Origin of the sequence: Aliiroseovarius sp. Z3, from assembly GCF_029105185.1 — a bacterium.
Lineage (GTDB): Bacteria > Pseudomonadota > Alphaproteobacteria > Rhodobacterales > Rhodobacteraceae > Aliiroseovarius.
On sequence record NZ_JAFMZK010000002.1, the window covers coordinates 75,815 to 92,896 of the forward strand.

The window sequence follows — 17,082 nt, forward strand, 5'->3', positions numbered from 1 at the left end:
TTCTAGTCAGGCCAGTTGGCAAATGTGCCGGCGGGGTGCGTTGGATCGCCCCATCGGACAGCGCCTTTGGTCATGTTCATGAAACATCACTTGTGGGGGGGACATAAGGGGAAACGCAGTCTGCGACTCCCCTTACCGTCTGGTATTGTTTCTAAATTCGTCTATCGCCTAAGTAGAAGAAACGCGGCGCAACGCCATGTCCAAAGCCTCGCGAAACCGTGCGCGATCAGTTTTTGAGAAGGCTTTCCCGCCACCTTGTCGAAACGGATCGGCAGCGCGCAGGTCTGACATCAGGTCCCGCATCGCCAGTTGTTCTCGGACATTGCTTTCGGTGAACCTTTCGCCGGAATGACGCAAGACCTGCGCCCCGGCTTCGACACATTTGGCGGCAAGGGGGATGTCGTCTGTCACGACCACATCCGATGGCCCCGCGCGCTCGGCGATCCACATATCGGCCACGTCGGGGCCATCGGGGACATAGATCATCTCAACCAGTGGGTTCTGCGACGGGCGCAAACCACCATTGGAGACAAAAAGAATCTTGGTCTTGTGCCGGGTCGCCACGGCTTCTGCTTCGGCTTTCACCGGACAGGCGTCGGCATCGACATAGACCACCATGCCAGATCAGGCCCAGAGCGCTTCGGCGTGGAAACCGATATGCTCTTCCATGAATGTCGACACGAAGAAATAGCTGTGGTCATATCCCGGCTGCATACGGAACACGGCCTGTTGGCGCTGACTGGCAATGGCATAGGCCAGCGTTTCGGGGCGCAGAAGGTCGATGAACTGATCCTTCGTGCCGGTGTCGATCAGCATCGGTCCGTCAAATCCGCGCTGGCTCATCAAGTGACTTGCGTCATGGGCCAGCCAACCGGCATCTTCTTCGTCGCCCAAATAGGCCTCAAGCTGCTTGCGGCCCCAGTCGGACGCGGTTGGATTGCAGATCGGCGAGAAAGCCGAGACAGACCGAAACTGCTCGGGCAGGGTCATTGCGATGGTCAATGCTCCATGCCCGCCCATCGAATGCCCGGTGATGCCCTGACGTTCCGGGTCCAGCGCGAAGTGATCGAAGACCAGCCCGGGCAGGTCTTCGGTGATGTAATCCCACATCTGGAAGTTCGCGGCCCAAGGGTCTTGCGTGGCGTTCAGGTAGAAGCCTGCGCCCTTGCCCAGATCATAAGCGTCGTCATCCGCCACATGATCGCCACGCGGGCTGGTGTCGGGAAAGATCAGGGCGATCCCATGCTCAGCCGCCCAGCATTGCGCGCCCGCCTTGGTCATGGCGTTTTCGTGGGTGCAGGTCAGGCCCGACAGATACCACAGGATGGGGACAGGGCCATCCTGCGCCTCAACGGGAGTGAACAGACCAAAGGTCATATCCGTGCCGGTCGCCTTCGACGCATGTTTGTAGACGCCTTGCGTCCCTCCGAAACAAGCGTTTTCCGATAACGTTTCCATCTGTCTCTCCTTCCTGATCTGTGGTCCGAGCTAACTAGACACGCGGTGCCAGCGCAATGGGGAATACGCGGATGAAAAAGCAGATCATTGCAACCGACCAGAATACGCCCCCTAGATGATAGAAATGTGTGGGATCGCCGGTCCAGTCGGCGGTGACACGAAGCACCGCGCCGATATGCACAAAGTTCAGGTAGGTGCGGTCAAAGCGGGTGCCTTCGATCGGGCGGCCCGAATGGCCCAATATGGCGCGCAGCATTACGATCATGGTGATCGAGCCGATGGCTCCGGCCCCGAGCGCGTGATGCACCTGACCGATATTGGCAAGATCGGTCAGCGAGGTCAGCGCCAGCAAAGCCATCGACAGTGGAAGCCATGCGTATCCGGCATGTTGCGCGAACAAAAGCGGCTCCTGCGTGACGGCAAAGCCCCGCCAGCGCGACAGGCGCACCCCAAGAGCAACAGCAGCCAAGGCCGCCAATAGGCCGGTGACTGCACCCGTGTCGAACACGATCCAGCTGGCCGCCGTTATCACCCCAAGGCCGATCGCGGCTTGATCAACAGGGCCGAATGGAGCGGGCAGGTTCGCGTCCCCACGTTTTTTCAGCCAATTGCGGCTGAACGCCGGGGTCACGCGCCCGCCGATATGAACCATCAGGACAAAGGTCAACGCAAATCCCATGGTCAGACCAAGCTGAGCATCTGACATCAGAAACACGGCTTGTGCCAAGCCAAGGGCAAGCACGACACCAGCAACGACATAGTTGCGCCGATTTCGTGCGGCAATCAGATCACGCAGTGCCAGCAGCGCAACAATCGGCAGAAACGCTAAGGCCACGGTGTGCGACAACGCGCCTTCTGGCGCGGCGAACAAGGCAATCCGCGCGGTCAGCCACAGGGCAAACAGCCCGGCCACGGATTTCGGCCCCAAGGCCGGACGACCCGTCCAGTTCGGGATCGCGGTAAACAGGAACCCCGCGATTGCGGCTGGCACATAGCCCCACAGCATCTCGTGCTGGTGCCACAAGAGCGGATCGTTCATGCGGTCAACCACTCCGGCATGATAGATCAGCCAGATCGGAATGGCGGTTCCGGCGAACAGCGCCGCGAAGGGAAAGAAAGGGCGATAAGCGCCGGTAAGAAGGATCATGGGGACAACCAGGCGAGAATGGCAGAAACGGTCAGAATCGATGCGCTTGTCGATATCAGGATTGCTGCCGAGACGCGCTGCGGCGCAACGCCGTAGTGCTGGGCCAGAATATAGACATTGCCCGCAACCGGAAGCCCCGCAGCGGCGACCATCACACTGGCCGAGAACCGGTCAACGGGAAACACAAGAAATGCCAGAACGCCGACCGCAAGCGGGTGCAGGATCAGCTTTGCGAATGACAACCACGTTGCGACGCTGATCCGTTCGGCGGATTTGGCGGCAAGCGAGGCGCCAATGGCGAACAGGGCGCCGGGGGTCGAAGCACCCGCCAAAAGGTCCAGAAACCGGCTAAACGGCTCGGGTAGGGGCCAGCCAGATGCCGCCCACGCAAATCCAAGCGCCATCGAGACAATCATCGGGTTGGTGATCAACCCCTTGCCCACCGTGCCCAATACCGCCGGGCTGATCCGCCCATCACGCGATCCGGTGATCAGGATGACGATCAGGCTGCCGAACAGGAATAGATCGACCGCCAAGACCAGCATTACCGGCCCTACAGCCGCTTCGCCCATCAGAAGCGCCAGCATTGGCACCCCCAGAAACCCCGTATTGCCAATGACGGCGCATTGCGCTTCGACGGCAGCCTCCTCCAACCCGCGCTTGCGAAACAAAGCAACGGCGGTTGCAAGCAGATAAACCACCCCGCCGCCTATTGCGTAGGCCCAGATGAACGGCCAACTGACGACTTCGGACAGACCAAGATTGGCCGAGAACCGGAAGAGCATGGCGGAAAGCGCGAAGTAGAACACAAAACGCGTCAGATAGGCCGTGGCCTCGGGCGGGAAAAAGCCGCGCGCCGCTGCCCCGAACCCCAATCCGATGACGGCAAAGAAGGGCAGTGTCTGCAACAGAACGTCGATCATGCGCCAATCCCCAAAGCGTTTTGCAAACGCTTTAGCACGCGGGTTTTGCCATGACCATGCGTTGCTTAAAGCGTTTGGGCAGGCTCCAGCAACTCGACCTCGATAAACGCGCATTCGAAATCATTGGCGCTGATCACGTCATGTTCGACGCCTGCTTGCCTGTCATAGGGGATGCCGTTTTTCAGGTTTGCCTGCACCCGTGTTCCATCGGGCAGGTCGATGTCCAGCACACCGTCAAACAGCGGGATGACAAGATAGTCATACGCGTGCCGATGCCATCCAGTATTGTCGCCGCGTGCTGCAAAACGCCATTCGGTGACCCGCATCCGGGCGTTTTCCAGAAGAACGGTTCCGGTCGCAGTTCCGCTTGATGTGCTGCACATGTCGGCCTCTTTTTTTTGGGTGGCAGACTGCCCGGGGCTTTGCGGTTTGCGTATCTCCAGACGCGCGGCCCGGGTCAGGCCAGCTTATCCGCCGCCGATGATGGCGCCTGCGGCAAAGACCAGCGCGCCGCCAACGACCACCTGCAAAGTCGCCCGCATGAACGGGGTTTGCATAAAGCGGTTCTGTATCCAGACAATCGCCCAAAGCTCGACGAAGACGACCAGAATGGCGATGGTGGTCGCGGTCCAGAAATCGGTGATCAGATAGGGCAGGGCGTGCCCCAACCCGCCCAGCATGGTCATGATGCCCGAGGCAAAACCGCGTTTGACCGGGCTGCCGCGCCCTGACAATTCACCATCATCTGATGCGGCTTCTGTAAAGCCCATCGAGATGCCTGCGCCGACGCTGGCGGCCAGACCGACAAGGAAGGTCGTATGCGTGTCCTGCGTGGCAAAGGCGGTGGCAAAGATCGGCGCCAGGGTCGAGACCGATCCGTCCATCAGGCCCGCAAGGCCCGGTTGCACCCATGTCAGAACAAACTGGCGGTGTGCGTCTGCATCCTCTTCCGACCGGGCGTCACCGCTCAGGTGATCTGCTTCCAGCTGACCCGCAGCATTGCCGTGATCGGCCTCGGCGGCGGCCAGATCACCCAAGAGCTTTCGGATGTTCGCGTCAGCGGTGCGATCGGCGGCCTTGCGATAGAACTGCTCGGCCTGACGCTCCATTTCGCGCGCCTCACCACGGATGGTTTCAAGGCCAAGGTTCTCGACCAGCCAGACCGGGCGGCGGGCATAGAACCCCGCGACATGTTCGCGGCGGATCAACGGGATCACATCCCCGAACCGTGCCTTGTGCGCGTCGATCAGCAACCTTCGATGCCCGTCTTCTTCTTCTGCCATGCCATCGAACACCTTGGCCGAGGCAGGGAAGTCTATTCGCAGAATTTCGGCATACTGGCGATAAATGCGCGCATCGTCTTCCTCGTTCGAAATCGCAAGGGCAAGTATCTCCTGTTCGGACAAATCCGAGAAGCGACGACGGTTAAGGGTGCCGGACAGCATGGAAAGCTCCTGTTTTAGAATGGTTCTAATCTAGGGATTTTCGATGTCAGCGCAAGCCTGCAAATTGGCGCGGGGCAGGTGATTTTGCACCACCTGCCCCGCTGTTCACCGTGTGGGGAAAACGCGCGTCAGTAAAGAACAACGCTGCGGATGCTTTTGCCCTCATGCATCAGGTCGAACCCTTTGTTGATGTCGTCCAACCCCATGGTGTGGGTGATCATCGGGTCGATCTCGATCTTGCCGTCCATGTACCAGTCGACGATCTGCGGCACGTCGGTGCGCCCGCGCGCGCCACCAAAGGCGGTTCCGCGCCAGACGCGCCCTGTGACCAGCTGGAAGGGGCGGGTGGAAATCTCGGCGCCTGCTGGGGCCACGCCGATGATGACGCTTTCGCCCCAACCCTTATGTGCGCTTTCAAGTGCAGTGCGCATCACGCCCACATTGCCGGTGGCGTCAAAGGTGTAATCCGCGCCGCCGCCGGTCAGCTCGACCAAGTGGGCAACCAGATCACCGTCGACCTTCGATGGGTTCACGAAATGGGTCATGCCAAACCGTTTGGCCATATCGACCTTGGAATCGTTCAGGTCCACACCGACGATCTGGTCCGCCCCGGCCAGACGCAAGCCCTGCAACACGTTCAGACCAATGCCGCCCAGACCGAACACGATCGCTGTTGATCCGATCTCGACCTTTGCGGTGTTGATCACCGCGCCAATGCCTGTGGTCACGCCGCAACCGATATAACAAATCTTGTCGAAGGGCGCGTCCTTGCGCACTTTGGCCAGTGCAATCTCGGGCAGGACCGTGTGATTGGCGAAGGTCGAGCAACCCATGTAATGCAGGATCGGTGTGCCATCCAGCATCGAGAAACGGCTGGTCCCGTCAGGCATCAGCCCCTGACCCTGGGTCGAGCGGATCGACTGACACAGGTTGGTCTTGGGGTTCAGACAGTATTCGCATTCACGACATTCGGGGGTGTAAAGCGGAATCACGTGATCGCCGACCTCAAGCGAGGTGACACCGGGACCGACCTCGACCACCACGCCTGCGCCTTCATGGCCCAGGATCGCGGGGAACAACCCTTCGGGATCCGCGCCGGACAAGGTAAACTCGTCAGTATGGCAAATGCCTGTTGCCTTGATCTCGACCAGAACCTCGCCCGCTTTCGGGCCGTCAAGGTTCACCTCCATGATCTCAAGCGGTTTGCCGGCTTCAACGGCTACGGCGGCACGGGTGCGCATGGCGTCTCTCCTGTTTTGTGTTGGTGGCAGGTTGCGGGAACGGCGCGGGTTTTTCAACCTTGGTGCGACCCCCTCTTGCCATGTCACGACATTGCGGCGCAAATAGGCATATGAAGTTAGTCGCGATCTTCACTGTAACCTTGGCGTTGGCTGGATGTCTGGCGGCAGCCCCGCCAGCCCCAGCGCCGGACACGTTTATTCCCAGCTGTGGCCAGGACCAATTCCGCGAGCTGGTTGGTCAGGATGCCGCAACACTGCGCACAGTGAATCTGCCGGCTGCGACCCGTGTGGTGAAACCGGGTATGGCCCTGACGCAGGACTATCGGCCCGATCGGCTGAACATCTCGATTGATGAGGATGGGATCATCAATCGGGTCTGGTGTTCATAAACTCAAAGGCGCCGGTATGCCGAGCGCCGCGCGTTCAATTTTGCTGACGATAGTCACGATGACAGGCCTGGCAGGTGCCACCGATCTGCCCCAGTGCAGCCCCTAGGGCGGCCTCGTCGCCAATCGTGCCGACGGATTTTGCGGCCTGCACCATATCTTCGGATCTTTGCACGAAATCATCGAAGTTGTCCCAGATCGCAGGCAGAGCTTCCGAGGCCGGATCCATCTCTTCGGCTTCAAACTTCCCGGGAACCAGTTCGCCATGCTCGGCTATCGTGGCTGCTGCGGCGGTGGCCTTGTCGGCATCAAACATGACCTTGCCCTTTGCCATGTCGCCCAGCGTTTTCATCCCGTCTCTGATGGCCTCCATCGTTTTCATACGCTCCATCACGACCGGGTTCTTAACATCGGAATGGGCAAACAGCGGGGACGAGAACGGAATGCTGATTGTCAGGGCAAGTAAAGCGGGCTTGAGAAACGTCATGGAAGGCCTTTCGGGTTGTCAGTGTGCGGCAATCTTATGCCCTGAATTGAAAAAGGAAAATGACAGGGTCGTGAACGCGGCTTTCTGGATCATGCTTCGCGTTACAACGCGTGGATGCCACCCATAACCAAGTCGGTGACAAGGTCGGCATATTCGTCGCGGTCCAATCCTTTTCCGGGTCGGTTCCACATGTAATACCAGTTCAGAATACCAAAAACCGACATCGTCACGGCGCGCAGATTACCGTTGCCGATAAACGCATCGGGTGCTTCGTTTTGCAGGGCGGCACCCATCATGTCGATCAAACGGCGCTGAAGGTCGATCAAAGGAGCCTGCTGATCCGGTTCCAAAACCGAAAGACTGTCCAGTTGCAGTTTGTGTTCGGCATCGGCGCCGCGATAAGCGTGAAGGATGGCCCGCACAAGCCCGCGCAACCCGTCGGTCCGGGGGGCAGCTTCAACCTTGGCCACAAGACCGGATAGATGGGTGTCAAGAATATCGAAAAGCAGCGCCTCTTTGCTGTCGTAGTAGTGATAGATCAGCGCCTTCGAGACCCCACAGTGCTTTGCGGCGGCCGTCATAGAGGCCCGGTCGAACCCATGCTCGGCGAAATAGGCCGCTGCCCCCTTGCGAATGGCAGCGCGCTTTTCTTCGTGATCACGGGCGATCCCACGTGGCATGGATTACTCCTTCGGGCGTTTATCAACGACCCTTACAGCCTTACCCTCGCTTCGTGCAACCTTGCCGCCCTCGGCGACATGCACCTTGGCACTGACGCCAACGTTGGATTTGATCTTGGCCGACAATGCGCGGGCGGCAGCTTCGGCCCCTTCTTGCGGCATACCTTCGGCCATTTCGACATGGACATGCATCTCGTCCATGCGGCCCGGGCGGGTCAGTTCGATCTGGAAATGCGGGCTGAGCGCAGGCACGTCCATCAGCTGTTCTTCGATCTGTGTCGGGAAGACATTGACGCCGCGCAGGATGATCATGTCATCCGAGCGGCCGGTGATCTTCTCCATCCGGCGCATCGAGCGCGCGGTGCCCGGCAACAGACGCGTCAGGTCGCGGGTGCGATAGCGGATGATCGGGAAACCTTCTTTGGTCAACGAGGTGAACACCAGCTCGCCCAGTTCACCATCCTCGCAGACCTCGCCGGTCTCGGGGTTGATGATCTCAGGATAGAAGTGGTCTTCCCAGATGTGCAACCCGTCTTTGGTCTCCACACATTCATTGGCCACGCCCGGCCCGATGACTTCCGACAGGCCGTAAATGTCGACCGCGTGCATGTCGAACGCGTCTTCGATCTCGCGGCGCATGTTGTTGGTCCAGGGTTCAGCGCCAAATATGCCGACCTTCAGCGGGCTTTTGCGCGGATCCAGTCCTTGTTTGGCATATTCGTCCAGAATGGACAGCGCGTAGGATGGCGTCACGGTGATGCCATCGGCGCGGAAGTCCTCAATCAGACGTACCTGGCGCTGAGTCATACCGCCAGACACGGGCACAACGGTCAGGCCAGCCGCTTCCGCACCGCCATGCACGCCCAGACCGCCGGTGAACAACCCATAGCCATAGGCGTTGTGCAGCACATCCCCCGGACGCAGGCCCGAGGCGCGCATGCAGCGGGCAACCACGCCCGACCACATTTTCAGGTCATTCGCGGTGTAGCCCACAACGGTTGGCTGCCCCGTGGTGCCCGAGCTTGCATGAACGCGTGCGATTTGCTGGCGTGGGACAGCGAACAGGCCAAAGGGATAGTTGTCGCGCAGGTCCTGCTTGACGGTGAAGGGGAACTTGGCCAGATCCGCCAGCGTCTTCAGATCGTCAGGATGCACACCCGCGTCATCGAAACTTTTGCGATAGAACGGCACATTGTCATAGGCGTGTTTCAATGACCATTTCATGCGCTCAAGTTGGGTGGCGGCGATCTCGTCTCGGGATGCGATTTCGATCGGATCCAGATCTTCCTTGCGGGGCGTCAGGTCTTTCATATCTCTCCTCCGGCGGGACGGTGTCCCGCGTCATGTCAATCGTTCTCGTCGAAATGTGTGCCGCTGATCTGGCGCGAGTGGCCGCGGAACAGGGCCACGTTGCGCCCGTCTTCTCCGGTCACGGTCACGTCATAGATGCCGGATCGACCGGCGCGGCTTGCTTCGCGAGCCGTGGCCACCAGACGTTCGCCCAGTTTTCCCGGTGCCAGATAAGTGATCGAATTGTGCTGGGCGACCACGCGATGGTTATAGCTGTTGCAGGCAAAGGCAAAGGCGCTGTCGGCCAGGGCGAAAATGAACCCGCCATGGCAAATCCCATGCCCATTGGCCATATCAGCGCGCACCGTCATCGAGATCACGGCGGTGCCGGGGCCAATCTGGTCCAATGACATGCCCAGACCTTGCGAAGCGGGATCATCATCCCACATCACCTTGGCGGCGCGTTCTGCACGGTCTTGTGGTGTCATGTTCCCCCCGGGTCTGCTTGCCTGAGGATGCACAAAGCCGACCGTTCGGTCAATAGTGTTGTGAGGCAGCCGGACACATGAATATGCACGGCAACACGCTACGACAAATCGGGAAGACCTGAAACGTAGGCCCGGTGCCGCAAACTGGGTGGGGGCTGTTACCACGGCACCGGGTTGAGCTTTCGCTCTCTCTACGGGTTTTGTTATCGCGGGTTAACGCGGCGTCAAAAAGGAAGCGTTGTGGTTTCTTCCGCACGAAAACGCGACCAAATCTGGGCAGGGATTGATTTGTTTACCATTGATCGGCAAGCTGAGCGTATGAACATGCAAAACCTGACGCCCTTTCCCGGGCAAGGCCAGCCAGCCGACCAAGTTGTCTTTCACCGTAGGGAACTTGGCATCATCATGGGCCTGTATGGTCGCATGGTCGCCGCTGGTGAATGGCGCGACTATGGAATGAGCTTTCTGCGCGAGGTCGCAGTTTTCTCGGTCTTTCGGCGCACAGCAGAAACCCCCCTGTACCGGATCGAAAAGCGCCCCAAGCTGCGCAACCGGCAGGGGCAATATGCGGTGATCGGCATGGATGGGCGCATCCTGAAACGTGGCAGCGATTTACAGGCCGTCCTTAGGGTGCTGGAACGCAAGCTGATCCGCGCTGTCGACTAAAGGCGTCAAAGCCGTCGGCGTGCTGTAACCGGCCCGTCGCCCTGGGTCTCAATCCGGGCGATACCGGCGTCAATCTCTTCATAGGCAACGGCCATGTGAAAGGCGTTGGCGTGGATCATTCGGGCCTGATCGACCACCAGAGCAACATGACCTTTCCAAAACAGCAGATCCCCGCGCTCAAGCGGCGTGTCATCAGCAATCGCGCTGCCCAGACCTTCCTGCATATCGCTGTCGCCGGGGCAATCATGGCCAACTGCCAAAAGCGCGGCCTGAACCAGCCCCGAACAGTCGATGCCTGCGCGCGAGTTGCCCCCCCATAAGTAGGGCGTGCCTAAAAATAACTCCGCGTTCGCGACCGTGTCCTCACAACGCGCCCCTACGGGGCTGAGATGCGATGTCGGAACGAATTGCCCGGTGTCGGTTTCCAAGAACCGGTTGACCGCGCCCACGATCGTCAGGCGCGCACCGAACGACAACGTATCAACCTCGTGTTGCTTCATATCGGGGGCGGGATACAGGTGCGTGCCAAGACTGCTGACCCAATGCGTTGCCTGTGCGTCGTCCATCAGGCAGGCCGAGGCGATATACCCGACATAGCCATCCTTTTCGGCCTGAACGAAAGCGAACCCGTCGTGGTTTTCCAGCTCCAGCACACGTTCGCCCCACAAAGTCTGACGGTTGCGCGGGCCGTTGGGGGCTTTCAGGATATCGACGACACCAGCGGCCACACGTCGCCATTTGCCTTGCGTATATGCGGGGGCATCGATTTGACCGCGCAGGCTTTCATGCGCGATGCGGGAATTGGCGGGGGTCAGACGCGGGTCCATTACAGCTCCAACATATCAGGTAAGGCCGCCAAAAGCGCGCGGGCGCCCATTCCCACCCCGCCTTTCGGGCGGGCAGGGGCGGCGGTCGGGTTCCAGCCATAAATGTCGAAATGCATATAACGCTGGGTGTCGGTGACAAACCGGTTCAGAAACAGTGCCGCGGTGATCGAGCCTGCAAATCCCCCCTTGGGTGCGTTGTCCAGATCGGCGATGCCGGGTTCGATCATGGCCTCATAGGGCTTCCAGAAAGGCATCTCCCACACCGGGTCAGCGGCAGCAGCGGCCCCTTTGCGCAACGCATCAGCATCCTCTGGTCGGGTCGCATAAAAGGGCGACAGGTCCGGGCCAACGGCGACCCGCGCAGCGCCGGTCAAGGTCGCCATCGAGATGATCAGATCAGGTGTTTCTTCATCCGCCAGCGCCAACGCGTCAGCCAGAACCAGACGCCCTTCGGCGTCCGTGTTGTTCACCTCAACCGTCAGGCCCTTGCGCGAGGTCAGGATGTCCCCCGGGCGAAACGCATTGCCCGCGACGGCGTTTTCAACCGCCGGGATCAAAACCCGAAGCTGTATCTTCAGCCCAAGCGCCATGATCATCTGTGCCAGACCCAACACGGTGGCTGCGCCGCCCATGTCCTTCTTCATCAGGCCCATGGATGCGCCGGGTTTCAAGTTCAGGCCACCCGTGTCGAAACACACGCCCTTGCCAACGAGGGTCAGATTTGGGCCAGCGTCCCCCCAGCGCAAATCAATCAACCGCGGTGCACGCTCCGCCGCGCGGCCCACGGCGTGGATCATCGGGAAATTGTCGGTCAGCAGTGCGTCACCCTTGGTAACAGCCACCTTGGCACCGTGATCCCTGGCAAGCGTAGCGATGGCCTGTTCCAGTTGATCCGGCCCCATATCCTCGGTCGGGGTGTTGATCAGGTCGCGGGTTAACGCTTCACCTGCGGCGATCACCTCCAGTCGCTTTGCGTCGATCCCATCAGGCGCGACGATCATTGCCTCGGGTCGTTTCTGATCGGCATATTTATCGAACCGATACCCTTCAAGAAGCCAACCAAGCGCCGCTTCTTCCAGTGCCGTTGGCTCCAGTGCGTGTTGCAGGCGATAGGTGCCTTTGGGCAGCTTGGCGCGCGCCGCCGCCATGCCAAAGCGGCTGCGCGCGCGCGACGCTTCGTCTCCGTTCCCGACCAGGGCCAGTGCAGGTACGCCTTCCTCGTCCGGGACGACAAGAACCTCACCCAATGCACCCTGAAAGCCATTTGCACGGGCCCAGACCCGTGCGGGTTCCGGCAGGGCGCTCAGAACGGTTTCATCGCCTTTTTCGATTGCAATCAAAGGGATGGCGTCAGGGGTTTCGGGGGCGAATGTAAGCGTCATCTTTGCCTCGGCGATGTTGTTGCGACGCCAACTTAACGCCCCTGTACCGCACCGCAAGGCAAAGCCGCACGCCGGCTGGGAACCGCTTAGAGCGACATGTCCTGAATATCCCATACGGCGATCAGACTTCGTTCGCTGATCCTGCCCAGCCGGGCGATCGTTGCATTGAACGCCGCGACGTCCGATGTCGCGGACAGATCGAGCACATCGCGGGCGACCCGGCCAAGGCTTGTCATGCCGATTTTGTTGGCAATCCCGATCAGGTTGCGCACCTGTTCGCGCAAATCCTCAAGGCGCCCCTGCCGGTGCGCTTTTTGCACATCGGCCATGCCGATCGCCAGATCCTCAAGCGCCTGATTGACTTCTTTGTCGGCCCGCACCGGACCCCATTGCACATACATGCGTTCCAATTGCGCGCGATCCAGCCGCACGGTTTCCCGATGGCATAACTTAACAACGACAGTCACCTGTTCACCCCTGATAATAGTTCCCTCTCGTGGCGATTGTGACGTAACGGCCTCAAGAAATCGTATATGGATGCTGCAAAATTTCCTCGAATTACATACGATTGCCACTTAAACACTGGGCAACTGAAATCGGAGGACACCATGGAACGCGCGCAACCACTGCCATCATACCTTGTGCAACGCTATCAAGGCTGGAAAGCCACGGGTTATGCCGATAATCAATCCTGGTATCGTCAACTGGCCGACCAAGGGCAGCATCCACGCGCCATGGTGATTTCCTGCTGTGATTCCCGGGTTCACGTCACTGCCATTTTCGGCGCGGATCAGGGTGAGTTCTTCATTCACCGCAACATCGCCAACCTTGTTCCACCTTATGCGCCGGATGGCGATTATCACGGCACATCGGCGGCGATCGAATATGCCGTGACCGCCCTGAAGGTCGCCCACCTGATCGTGCTTGGTCATTCCAGCTGCGGCGGCGTGAAAGGGTTTCACGAACGTTGTCATGGGCGCGCGCCGGAATTGGCCGAGAAAACGTCCTTTGTCGGGCGCTGGATCGATATTCTGAAGCCCGGATATGAACGCCTTGGGGGCAATGACGCCGAGATTGACAGTGCGACACTTGAAAAAGAAGCCGTGCTCGTCTCGTTGGAGAACCTGCTGACCTTCCCATTCGTTCAGGACGCGGTGGCCGAGGGCAAGCTGACGCTGCACGGGTTGTGGAATGACATTGGCGAAGGCGGGTTGGAGTATTACGACGCCAAGGCCAAGTCTTTCCGACCCGTCTGATCCGCCTACCGGGCCGATGCTTCGTGATGCTTTCCCCCTGCTGGTCGGCAATGCCATCGCGCTTTTTGCGCGTCTGGTAACGGCTGTTCGCGGGGTGTGGCAGGGGGTCGAACCCGCGCCACGCCAGCGCATCTATTTTGCCAATCACAGCTCGAACGGTGATTTCGTGCTGATCTGGACGGTGCTGCCGCCCGCGCTCCGCGCGCGCACGCGACCGGTCGCGGCAGCGGATTACTGGCTGAAGGGTCGGTCGAAGACCTTTATCGGGCGCGAAGTTTTCAATGCGGTTCTGATCGATCGCAACCCGAACACCCGCCGCGAAGACCCCATCAGCCAAATGGTTGCTGCATTGGATGACAACGCCAGCCTGATCCTGTTTCCCGAAGGCACGCGTAACATGACGGATGACACGCTTTTGCCTTTCAAACCGGGGCTTTACCACCTGTCCCAAGCGCGACCCGATGTGGAGCTTGTGCCGACATGGATTGATAACCTGACCTCGGTCATGCCGAAGGGCAAGGTGATCCCGGTGCCGCTTTTGTGCTCGGTCACATTTGGTGAGCCGCTTTCCGTTATCGAGAATGAGGACAAGGCAGCCTTTCTGGCGCGCGCCGAAGCTGCCCTGATCGCTGTTGCAGAAGAGGTCGCCCGATGAGTGCTCCGGCTGAATTTACCACCCTGATCGGTGGGGTGCTTGCCATCTTGATCATTGCCTCGGTCATTGGGCAGGTGCTGAAAGCACGGATGGGGCCGGATAACGAGGTGATCGACAACCTTGTGGCGCGGATCAACGCTTGGTGGGGCATGGTTGTCTTGCTGGCGCTGGCGATGCTGGGGGGACAGGCGGGTGTCGTTATCCTGTTCGCGCTGCTCAGCTTCGCGGGACTGCGCGAGTTTCTGACCCTGACCGCCAAGCGACGCGCCGACCATTGGGCTTTGGTGGTCAGCTTTTTCGTGATCCTGCCGGTGCAGTACATCCTGATCTGGGCGGACTGGTATGGCATGTTTTCGGTGTTCATCCCGGTCTATGCCTTCCTTTTGTTGCCGATAATCATGGCTGTTCATGGCGACACGGATGGGTTTCTAACCCGCGTTGCAGAAACCCAGTGGGGCCTGATGATCTGCGTCTTTGCCGCCAGCCATGTTCCGGCACTTCTGTCGCTGAACATCCCCGGATACGAGGGCAAGAATGTGCTGCTGGTCGCGTTTCTTGTGGTCGTGGTTCAGTTGTCGGATGTGCTGCAATATGTCTGGGGCAAGCTGATTGGACGTCACAAGATCGCGCCGCGCTTGTCGCCCTCGAAGACGTGGGAGGGGTTTGTGGGCGGCGTCCTCAGCGCCTCGTTGGTTGGTGCCGGACTTTGGTGGATGACGCCGTTCACCCCGCTTGAGGCAGCAGGCCTGTCGCTGATCATCACGCTGATGGGCTTTTTCGGAGGTCTTGTGATGTCCGCGATCAAGCGCGACAAAGGGGTGAAGGACTGGGGGCATCTGATCGCAGGTCATGGCGGCTTCATCGACCGATTGGACAGCGTTGTCTTTTCCGCCCCCATCTTTTTCCACCTGACGCGCTATTTCTGGTCCGTCGTCTGAGTTAGTTCGAGGTCTCATGGCACAACGTCGTCCCATCGCAACCCGCGACCGCAAATGGGCGCAACGCGCCGCCGCCTGGCTTGCGCAGAAAGATATCACGCCGAACCAGATCAGCCAGGCGTCTATCCTGTGCGCGATGTTTGCAGGGGTGGCCTTCTGGCTGTCGGGCGGGGCATCGGCAGTCTGGCTGATCATCGCCGCGCTGTCGGTGCAGGGGCGCCTGTTGTGCAACCTGTTTGACGGGATGGTTGCCGTCGAAGGGGGGCGTGCTGAACCAGATGGTCCATTTTGGAACGAGGCACCGGACCGCTATGCAGACATTCTGATCCTTGTGGGCATCGGGCTTGGCGTTGGAGCGCCTGCGCTGGGCTGGGCGGCCGCCACGATGGCTGTGCTGACGGCCTATACCCGCGAGGCGGGTGTTGCGCAGGGGTTGGAAGCGGATTTCGCGGGGCCGATGGCGAAACAGCACCGGATGGCGCTGGCGACGCTGGCCGCGATCATCGCGGTGTTTGCACCTGTTGTTTTCGGATTAAATACTCTGGAGCTTGCGCTATGGGTCATTTTTCTGGGCACCGCGTTTACAGCACTTCGGCGTGGCAAACGCATGATTGCTGAGCTGAAATCGCGTTAAACCTCAAACCGTGCTATCCTTCACCCATTGTATGGAGAGGATTGCCCATGAAACTCGTAATTGGCTTGTTGAAAGGGTTCGCCATTGTTGTGGTCGCCCTTATCGCGATTGCATATCTGCTGCCGTCCGAGGTGACGGTCAGTCGTTCAACGGTCATATCGGCCCCGGCAGAAGATGTGTTCCCGCATGTCAACTCGATGCAAGCCACCGAGGCATGGTCGCCTTGGTTGTCGCGCGATCCAAACGTCGAGCTGAGCTATGACGGGCCAGAAGAAGGCGTGGGCAATACACTGCGTTGGGCTTCTGATGAACCGAGCGTGGGAAAAGGTATGCAGGTCATCACCGCCAGCATTCCCAACGAACGGGTTGAAACCGCGCTTGATTTTGGCCCTCAAGGACTCGCAAACGCCTATTTCGATTTGGAACCCGCCGAAGGCGGGACGGCGGTGACATGGGGGTTCCATACGAAACTGGGCATGAACCCGCTTGCGCGTTGGATGGGGTTGATGTTCGACGGGTGGATCGGTGCCGATTACGAAAAAGGCTTGGCCAATCTGAAGGGCTTGGTCGAGGGCGGGTGAGAGAAGGGTGTCTAAGACTGCTTGGCGGCAGTTAGCTGACAGTCGCCAGTTGTCAACGATATGATCAAGTCATGCCTAGTAAGAGAAGAATTATTCCTATCGACCCAGAAGCGAAACAGCTTGTGAAGCTTGCTGTAGAAGCTGAAGAGCAGGGCTATGCGTTCGTTGATCGACTGATTCAAGAAGCCAAATCTGGTGAAAATGGCTTCAATGAAAAAGGTGAATGTTTTTGTGGTGTATTTCTTGACGGAGAGCTTGTGGGATGCGGGGGGATCAACGTCGATCCTTACATAGATCAAAAGGTTGGACGTCTTAGGCACGTTTATATTTTGAAGCGCAACAGGAGAGCAGGAGTAGCCAGCGCGCTTGTTCATAACCTCTTGGAGCGCAGCAAACCCGCATTTAGCAGCATCAGGCTTCGCACATCTGATCGGAACGCAGACAAGTTTTATGAAGCGCTAGGATTCAGTCGTACAGATGAAGAAAACGCCACTCATATTATCAAGATCTGAAAACGCAGAGAGAAAGTAATCGTGGCAGCCCCTTTGGCCTCAGAGCAGCCGTACCCCAACATAAGAAAGCCCCACCAAAGGCAGGG

General features: G+C 59.2%; 22 protein-coding genes. 8 read left to right on the forward strand and 14 right to left on the reverse strand.

Annotated elements, in window-relative coordinates; translation table 11 throughout:
* Nucleotides 1-168: 168 nt before the first annotated feature.
* The 7 genes from J3R80_RS03330 to J3R80_RS03360 all read right to left on the reverse strand — a co-directional run bounded on the left by J3R80_RS03330 (nucleotide 169) and on the right by J3R80_RS03360 (nucleotide 6,214).
* The gene (locus J3R80_RS03330; RefSeq protein ID WP_275392341.1) at nucleotides 169-618 is read right to left on the reverse strand and encodes a YaiI/YqxD family protein; all 450 of its coding nucleotides are present in this window, start codon (nucleotides 616-618) and stop codon (nucleotides 169-171) included.
* Between the two features lie 6 nt (nucleotides 619-624).
* A complete protein-coding gene (gene fghA / locus J3R80_RS03335; RefSeq protein WP_275392342.1) occupies nucleotides 625-1,458 on the reverse strand; it encodes an S-formylglutathione hydrolase in 834 nt (277 codons plus the stop codon).
* Nucleotides 1,459-1,492: 34 nt separating this feature from the next.
* Nucleotides 1,493-2,605, reverse strand: a complete 1,113-nt coding sequence (locus J3R80_RS03340) for an NnrS family protein (protein WP_275392343.1) — start codon at nucleotides 2,603-2,605, stop codon at nucleotides 1,493-1,495.
* Complete coding sequence (locus J3R80_RS03345) at nucleotides 2,602-3,528, reverse strand: AEC family transporter (protein WP_275392344.1); 927 nt, start codon at nucleotides 3,526-3,528, stop codon at nucleotides 2,602-2,604. Before J3R80_RS03345 ends, J3R80_RS03340 begins: the two co-directional genes overlap by 4 nt.
* A gap of 65 nt (nucleotides 3,529-3,593) precedes the next feature.
* Nucleotides 3,594-3,911, reverse strand: a complete 318-nt coding sequence (locus J3R80_RS03350) for a cupin domain-containing protein (protein ID WP_275392345.1) — start codon at nucleotides 3,909-3,911, stop codon at nucleotides 3,594-3,596.
* 84 nt (nucleotides 3,912-3,995) lie between these two features.
* On the reverse strand, nucleotides 3,996-4,973 hold the full coding sequence (mbfA, locus tag J3R80_RS03355) for an iron exporter MbfA (protein ID WP_275392346.1): 978 nt from the start codon (nucleotides 4,971-4,973) through the stop codon (nucleotides 3,996-3,998).
* Nucleotides 4,974-5,101: 128 nt separating this feature from the next.
* Entirely contained in the window at nucleotides 5,102-6,214 is a 1,113-nt protein-coding gene (locus tag J3R80_RS03360; protein WP_275392347.1) for an S-(hydroxymethyl)glutathione dehydrogenase/class III alcohol dehydrogenase, read from the reverse strand.
* A gap of 110 nt (nucleotides 6,215-6,324) precedes the next feature.
* Between J3R80_RS03360 and J3R80_RS03365 the strand changes: the two genes are divergently transcribed.
* The gene (locus J3R80_RS03365) at nucleotides 6,325-6,603 is read left to right on the forward strand and encodes an I78 family peptidase inhibitor (protein WP_275392348.1); all 279 of its coding nucleotides are present in this window, start codon (nucleotides 6,325-6,327) and stop codon (nucleotides 6,601-6,603) included.
* 34 nt (nucleotides 6,604-6,637) lie between these two features.
* Here J3R80_RS03365 and J3R80_RS03370 read toward each other — a convergent pair whose 3' ends face one another.
* From J3R80_RS03370 to paaI, 4 genes are all read right to left on the reverse strand, one after another.
* The gene (locus J3R80_RS03370) at nucleotides 6,638-7,087 is read right to left on the reverse strand and encodes a cytochrome c (protein WP_275392349.1); all 450 of its coding nucleotides are present in this window, start codon (nucleotides 7,085-7,087) and stop codon (nucleotides 6,638-6,640) included.
* Nucleotides 7,088-7,188: 101 nt separating this feature from the next.
* Nucleotides 7,189-7,767 carry a TetR/AcrR family transcriptional regulator gene (locus tag J3R80_RS03375; RefSeq protein ID WP_275392350.1) on the reverse strand — a complete coding sequence of 193 codons (579 nt, stop codon included), beginning with the start codon at nucleotides 7,765-7,767 and terminating at the stop codon, nucleotides 7,189-7,191.
* 3 nt (nucleotides 7,768-7,770) lie between these two features.
* A complete protein-coding gene (gene paaK, locus J3R80_RS03380) occupies nucleotides 7,771-9,078 on the reverse strand; it encodes a phenylacetate--CoA ligase PaaK (RefSeq protein ID WP_275392351.1) in 1,308 nt (435 codons plus the stop codon).
* 35 nt (nucleotides 9,079-9,113) lie between these two features.
* The gene (gene paaI, locus J3R80_RS03385; RefSeq protein ID WP_275392352.1) at nucleotides 9,114-9,545 is read right to left on the reverse strand and encodes a hydroxyphenylacetyl-CoA thioesterase PaaI; all 432 of its coding nucleotides are present in this window, start codon (nucleotides 9,543-9,545) and stop codon (nucleotides 9,114-9,116) included.
* A 318-nt stretch (nucleotides 9,546-9,863) separates the two neighbouring features.
* Here paaI and J3R80_RS03390 point away from each other — a divergent pair, with 318 nt between their 5' ends.
* Entirely contained in the window at nucleotides 9,864-10,211 is a 348-nt protein-coding gene (locus tag J3R80_RS03390) for a DUF2794 domain-containing protein (RefSeq protein ID WP_275392769.1), read from the forward strand.
* A 5-nt stretch (nucleotides 10,212-10,216) separates the two neighbouring features.
* Here J3R80_RS03390 and J3R80_RS03395 read toward each other — a convergent pair whose 3' ends face one another.
* From J3R80_RS03395 to J3R80_RS03405, 3 genes are all read right to left on the reverse strand, one after another.
* Nucleotides 10,217-11,038: a C40 family peptidase gene (locus J3R80_RS03395; RefSeq protein WP_275392353.1), complete on the reverse strand. Its 822-nt coding sequence runs from the start codon at nucleotides 11,036-11,038 to the stop codon at nucleotides 10,217-10,219.
* Nucleotides 11,038-12,420, reverse strand: coding sequence for a leucyl aminopeptidase family protein (locus J3R80_RS03400; RefSeq protein ID WP_275392354.1), 1,383 nt, complete (start codon nucleotides 12,418-12,420; stop codon nucleotides 11,038-11,040). The genes J3R80_RS03395 and J3R80_RS03400 overlap by 1 nt, the downstream gene beginning before the upstream one ends.
* Before the next feature lie 86 nt (nucleotides 12,421-12,506).
* The gene (locus J3R80_RS03405) at nucleotides 12,507-12,887 is read right to left on the reverse strand and encodes a hypothetical protein (RefSeq protein WP_275392355.1); all 381 of its coding nucleotides are present in this window, start codon (nucleotides 12,885-12,887) and stop codon (nucleotides 12,507-12,509) included.
* Nucleotides 12,888-13,028: 141 nt separating this feature from the next.
* Between J3R80_RS03405 and J3R80_RS03410 the strand changes: the two genes are divergently transcribed.
* The 6 genes from J3R80_RS03410 (at nucleotide 13,029) to J3R80_RS03435 (ending at nucleotide 16,996) form a co-directional block, all read left to right on the forward strand.
* Nucleotides 13,029-13,676 (forward strand): carbonic anhydrase, encoded by a 648-nt coding sequence (locus tag J3R80_RS03410; protein WP_275392356.1) that lies wholly within the window; start codon nucleotides 13,029-13,031, stop codon nucleotides 13,674-13,676.
* A gap of 16 nt (nucleotides 13,677-13,692) precedes the next feature.
* A complete protein-coding gene (locus J3R80_RS03415; RefSeq protein ID WP_275392357.1) occupies nucleotides 13,693-14,331 on the forward strand; it encodes a lysophospholipid acyltransferase family protein in 639 nt (212 codons plus the stop codon).
* On the forward strand, nucleotides 14,328-15,269 hold the full coding sequence (locus J3R80_RS03420; RefSeq protein ID WP_275392358.1) for a phosphatidate cytidylyltransferase: 942 nt from the start codon (nucleotides 14,328-14,330) through the stop codon (nucleotides 15,267-15,269). Before J3R80_RS03415 ends, J3R80_RS03420 begins: the two co-directional genes overlap by 4 nt.
* A 16-nt stretch (nucleotides 15,270-15,285) precedes the next feature.
* Nucleotides 15,286-15,903 carry a CDP-alcohol phosphatidyltransferase family protein gene (locus tag J3R80_RS03425; protein ID WP_275392359.1) on the forward strand — a complete coding sequence of 206 codons (618 nt, stop codon included), beginning with the start codon at nucleotides 15,286-15,288 and terminating at the stop codon, nucleotides 15,901-15,903.
* 47 nt (nucleotides 15,904-15,950) lie between these two features.
* Complete coding sequence (locus tag J3R80_RS03430) at nucleotides 15,951-16,484, forward strand: SRPBCC family protein (protein WP_275392360.1); 534 nt, start codon at nucleotides 15,951-15,953, stop codon at nucleotides 16,482-16,484.
* Between the two features lie 71 nt (nucleotides 16,485-16,555).
* Entirely contained in the window at nucleotides 16,556-16,996 is a 441-nt protein-coding gene (locus J3R80_RS03435) for a GNAT family N-acetyltransferase (protein ID WP_275392361.1), read from the forward strand.
* The last annotated feature ends 86 nt before the right edge of the window (nucleotides 16,997-17,082 follow it).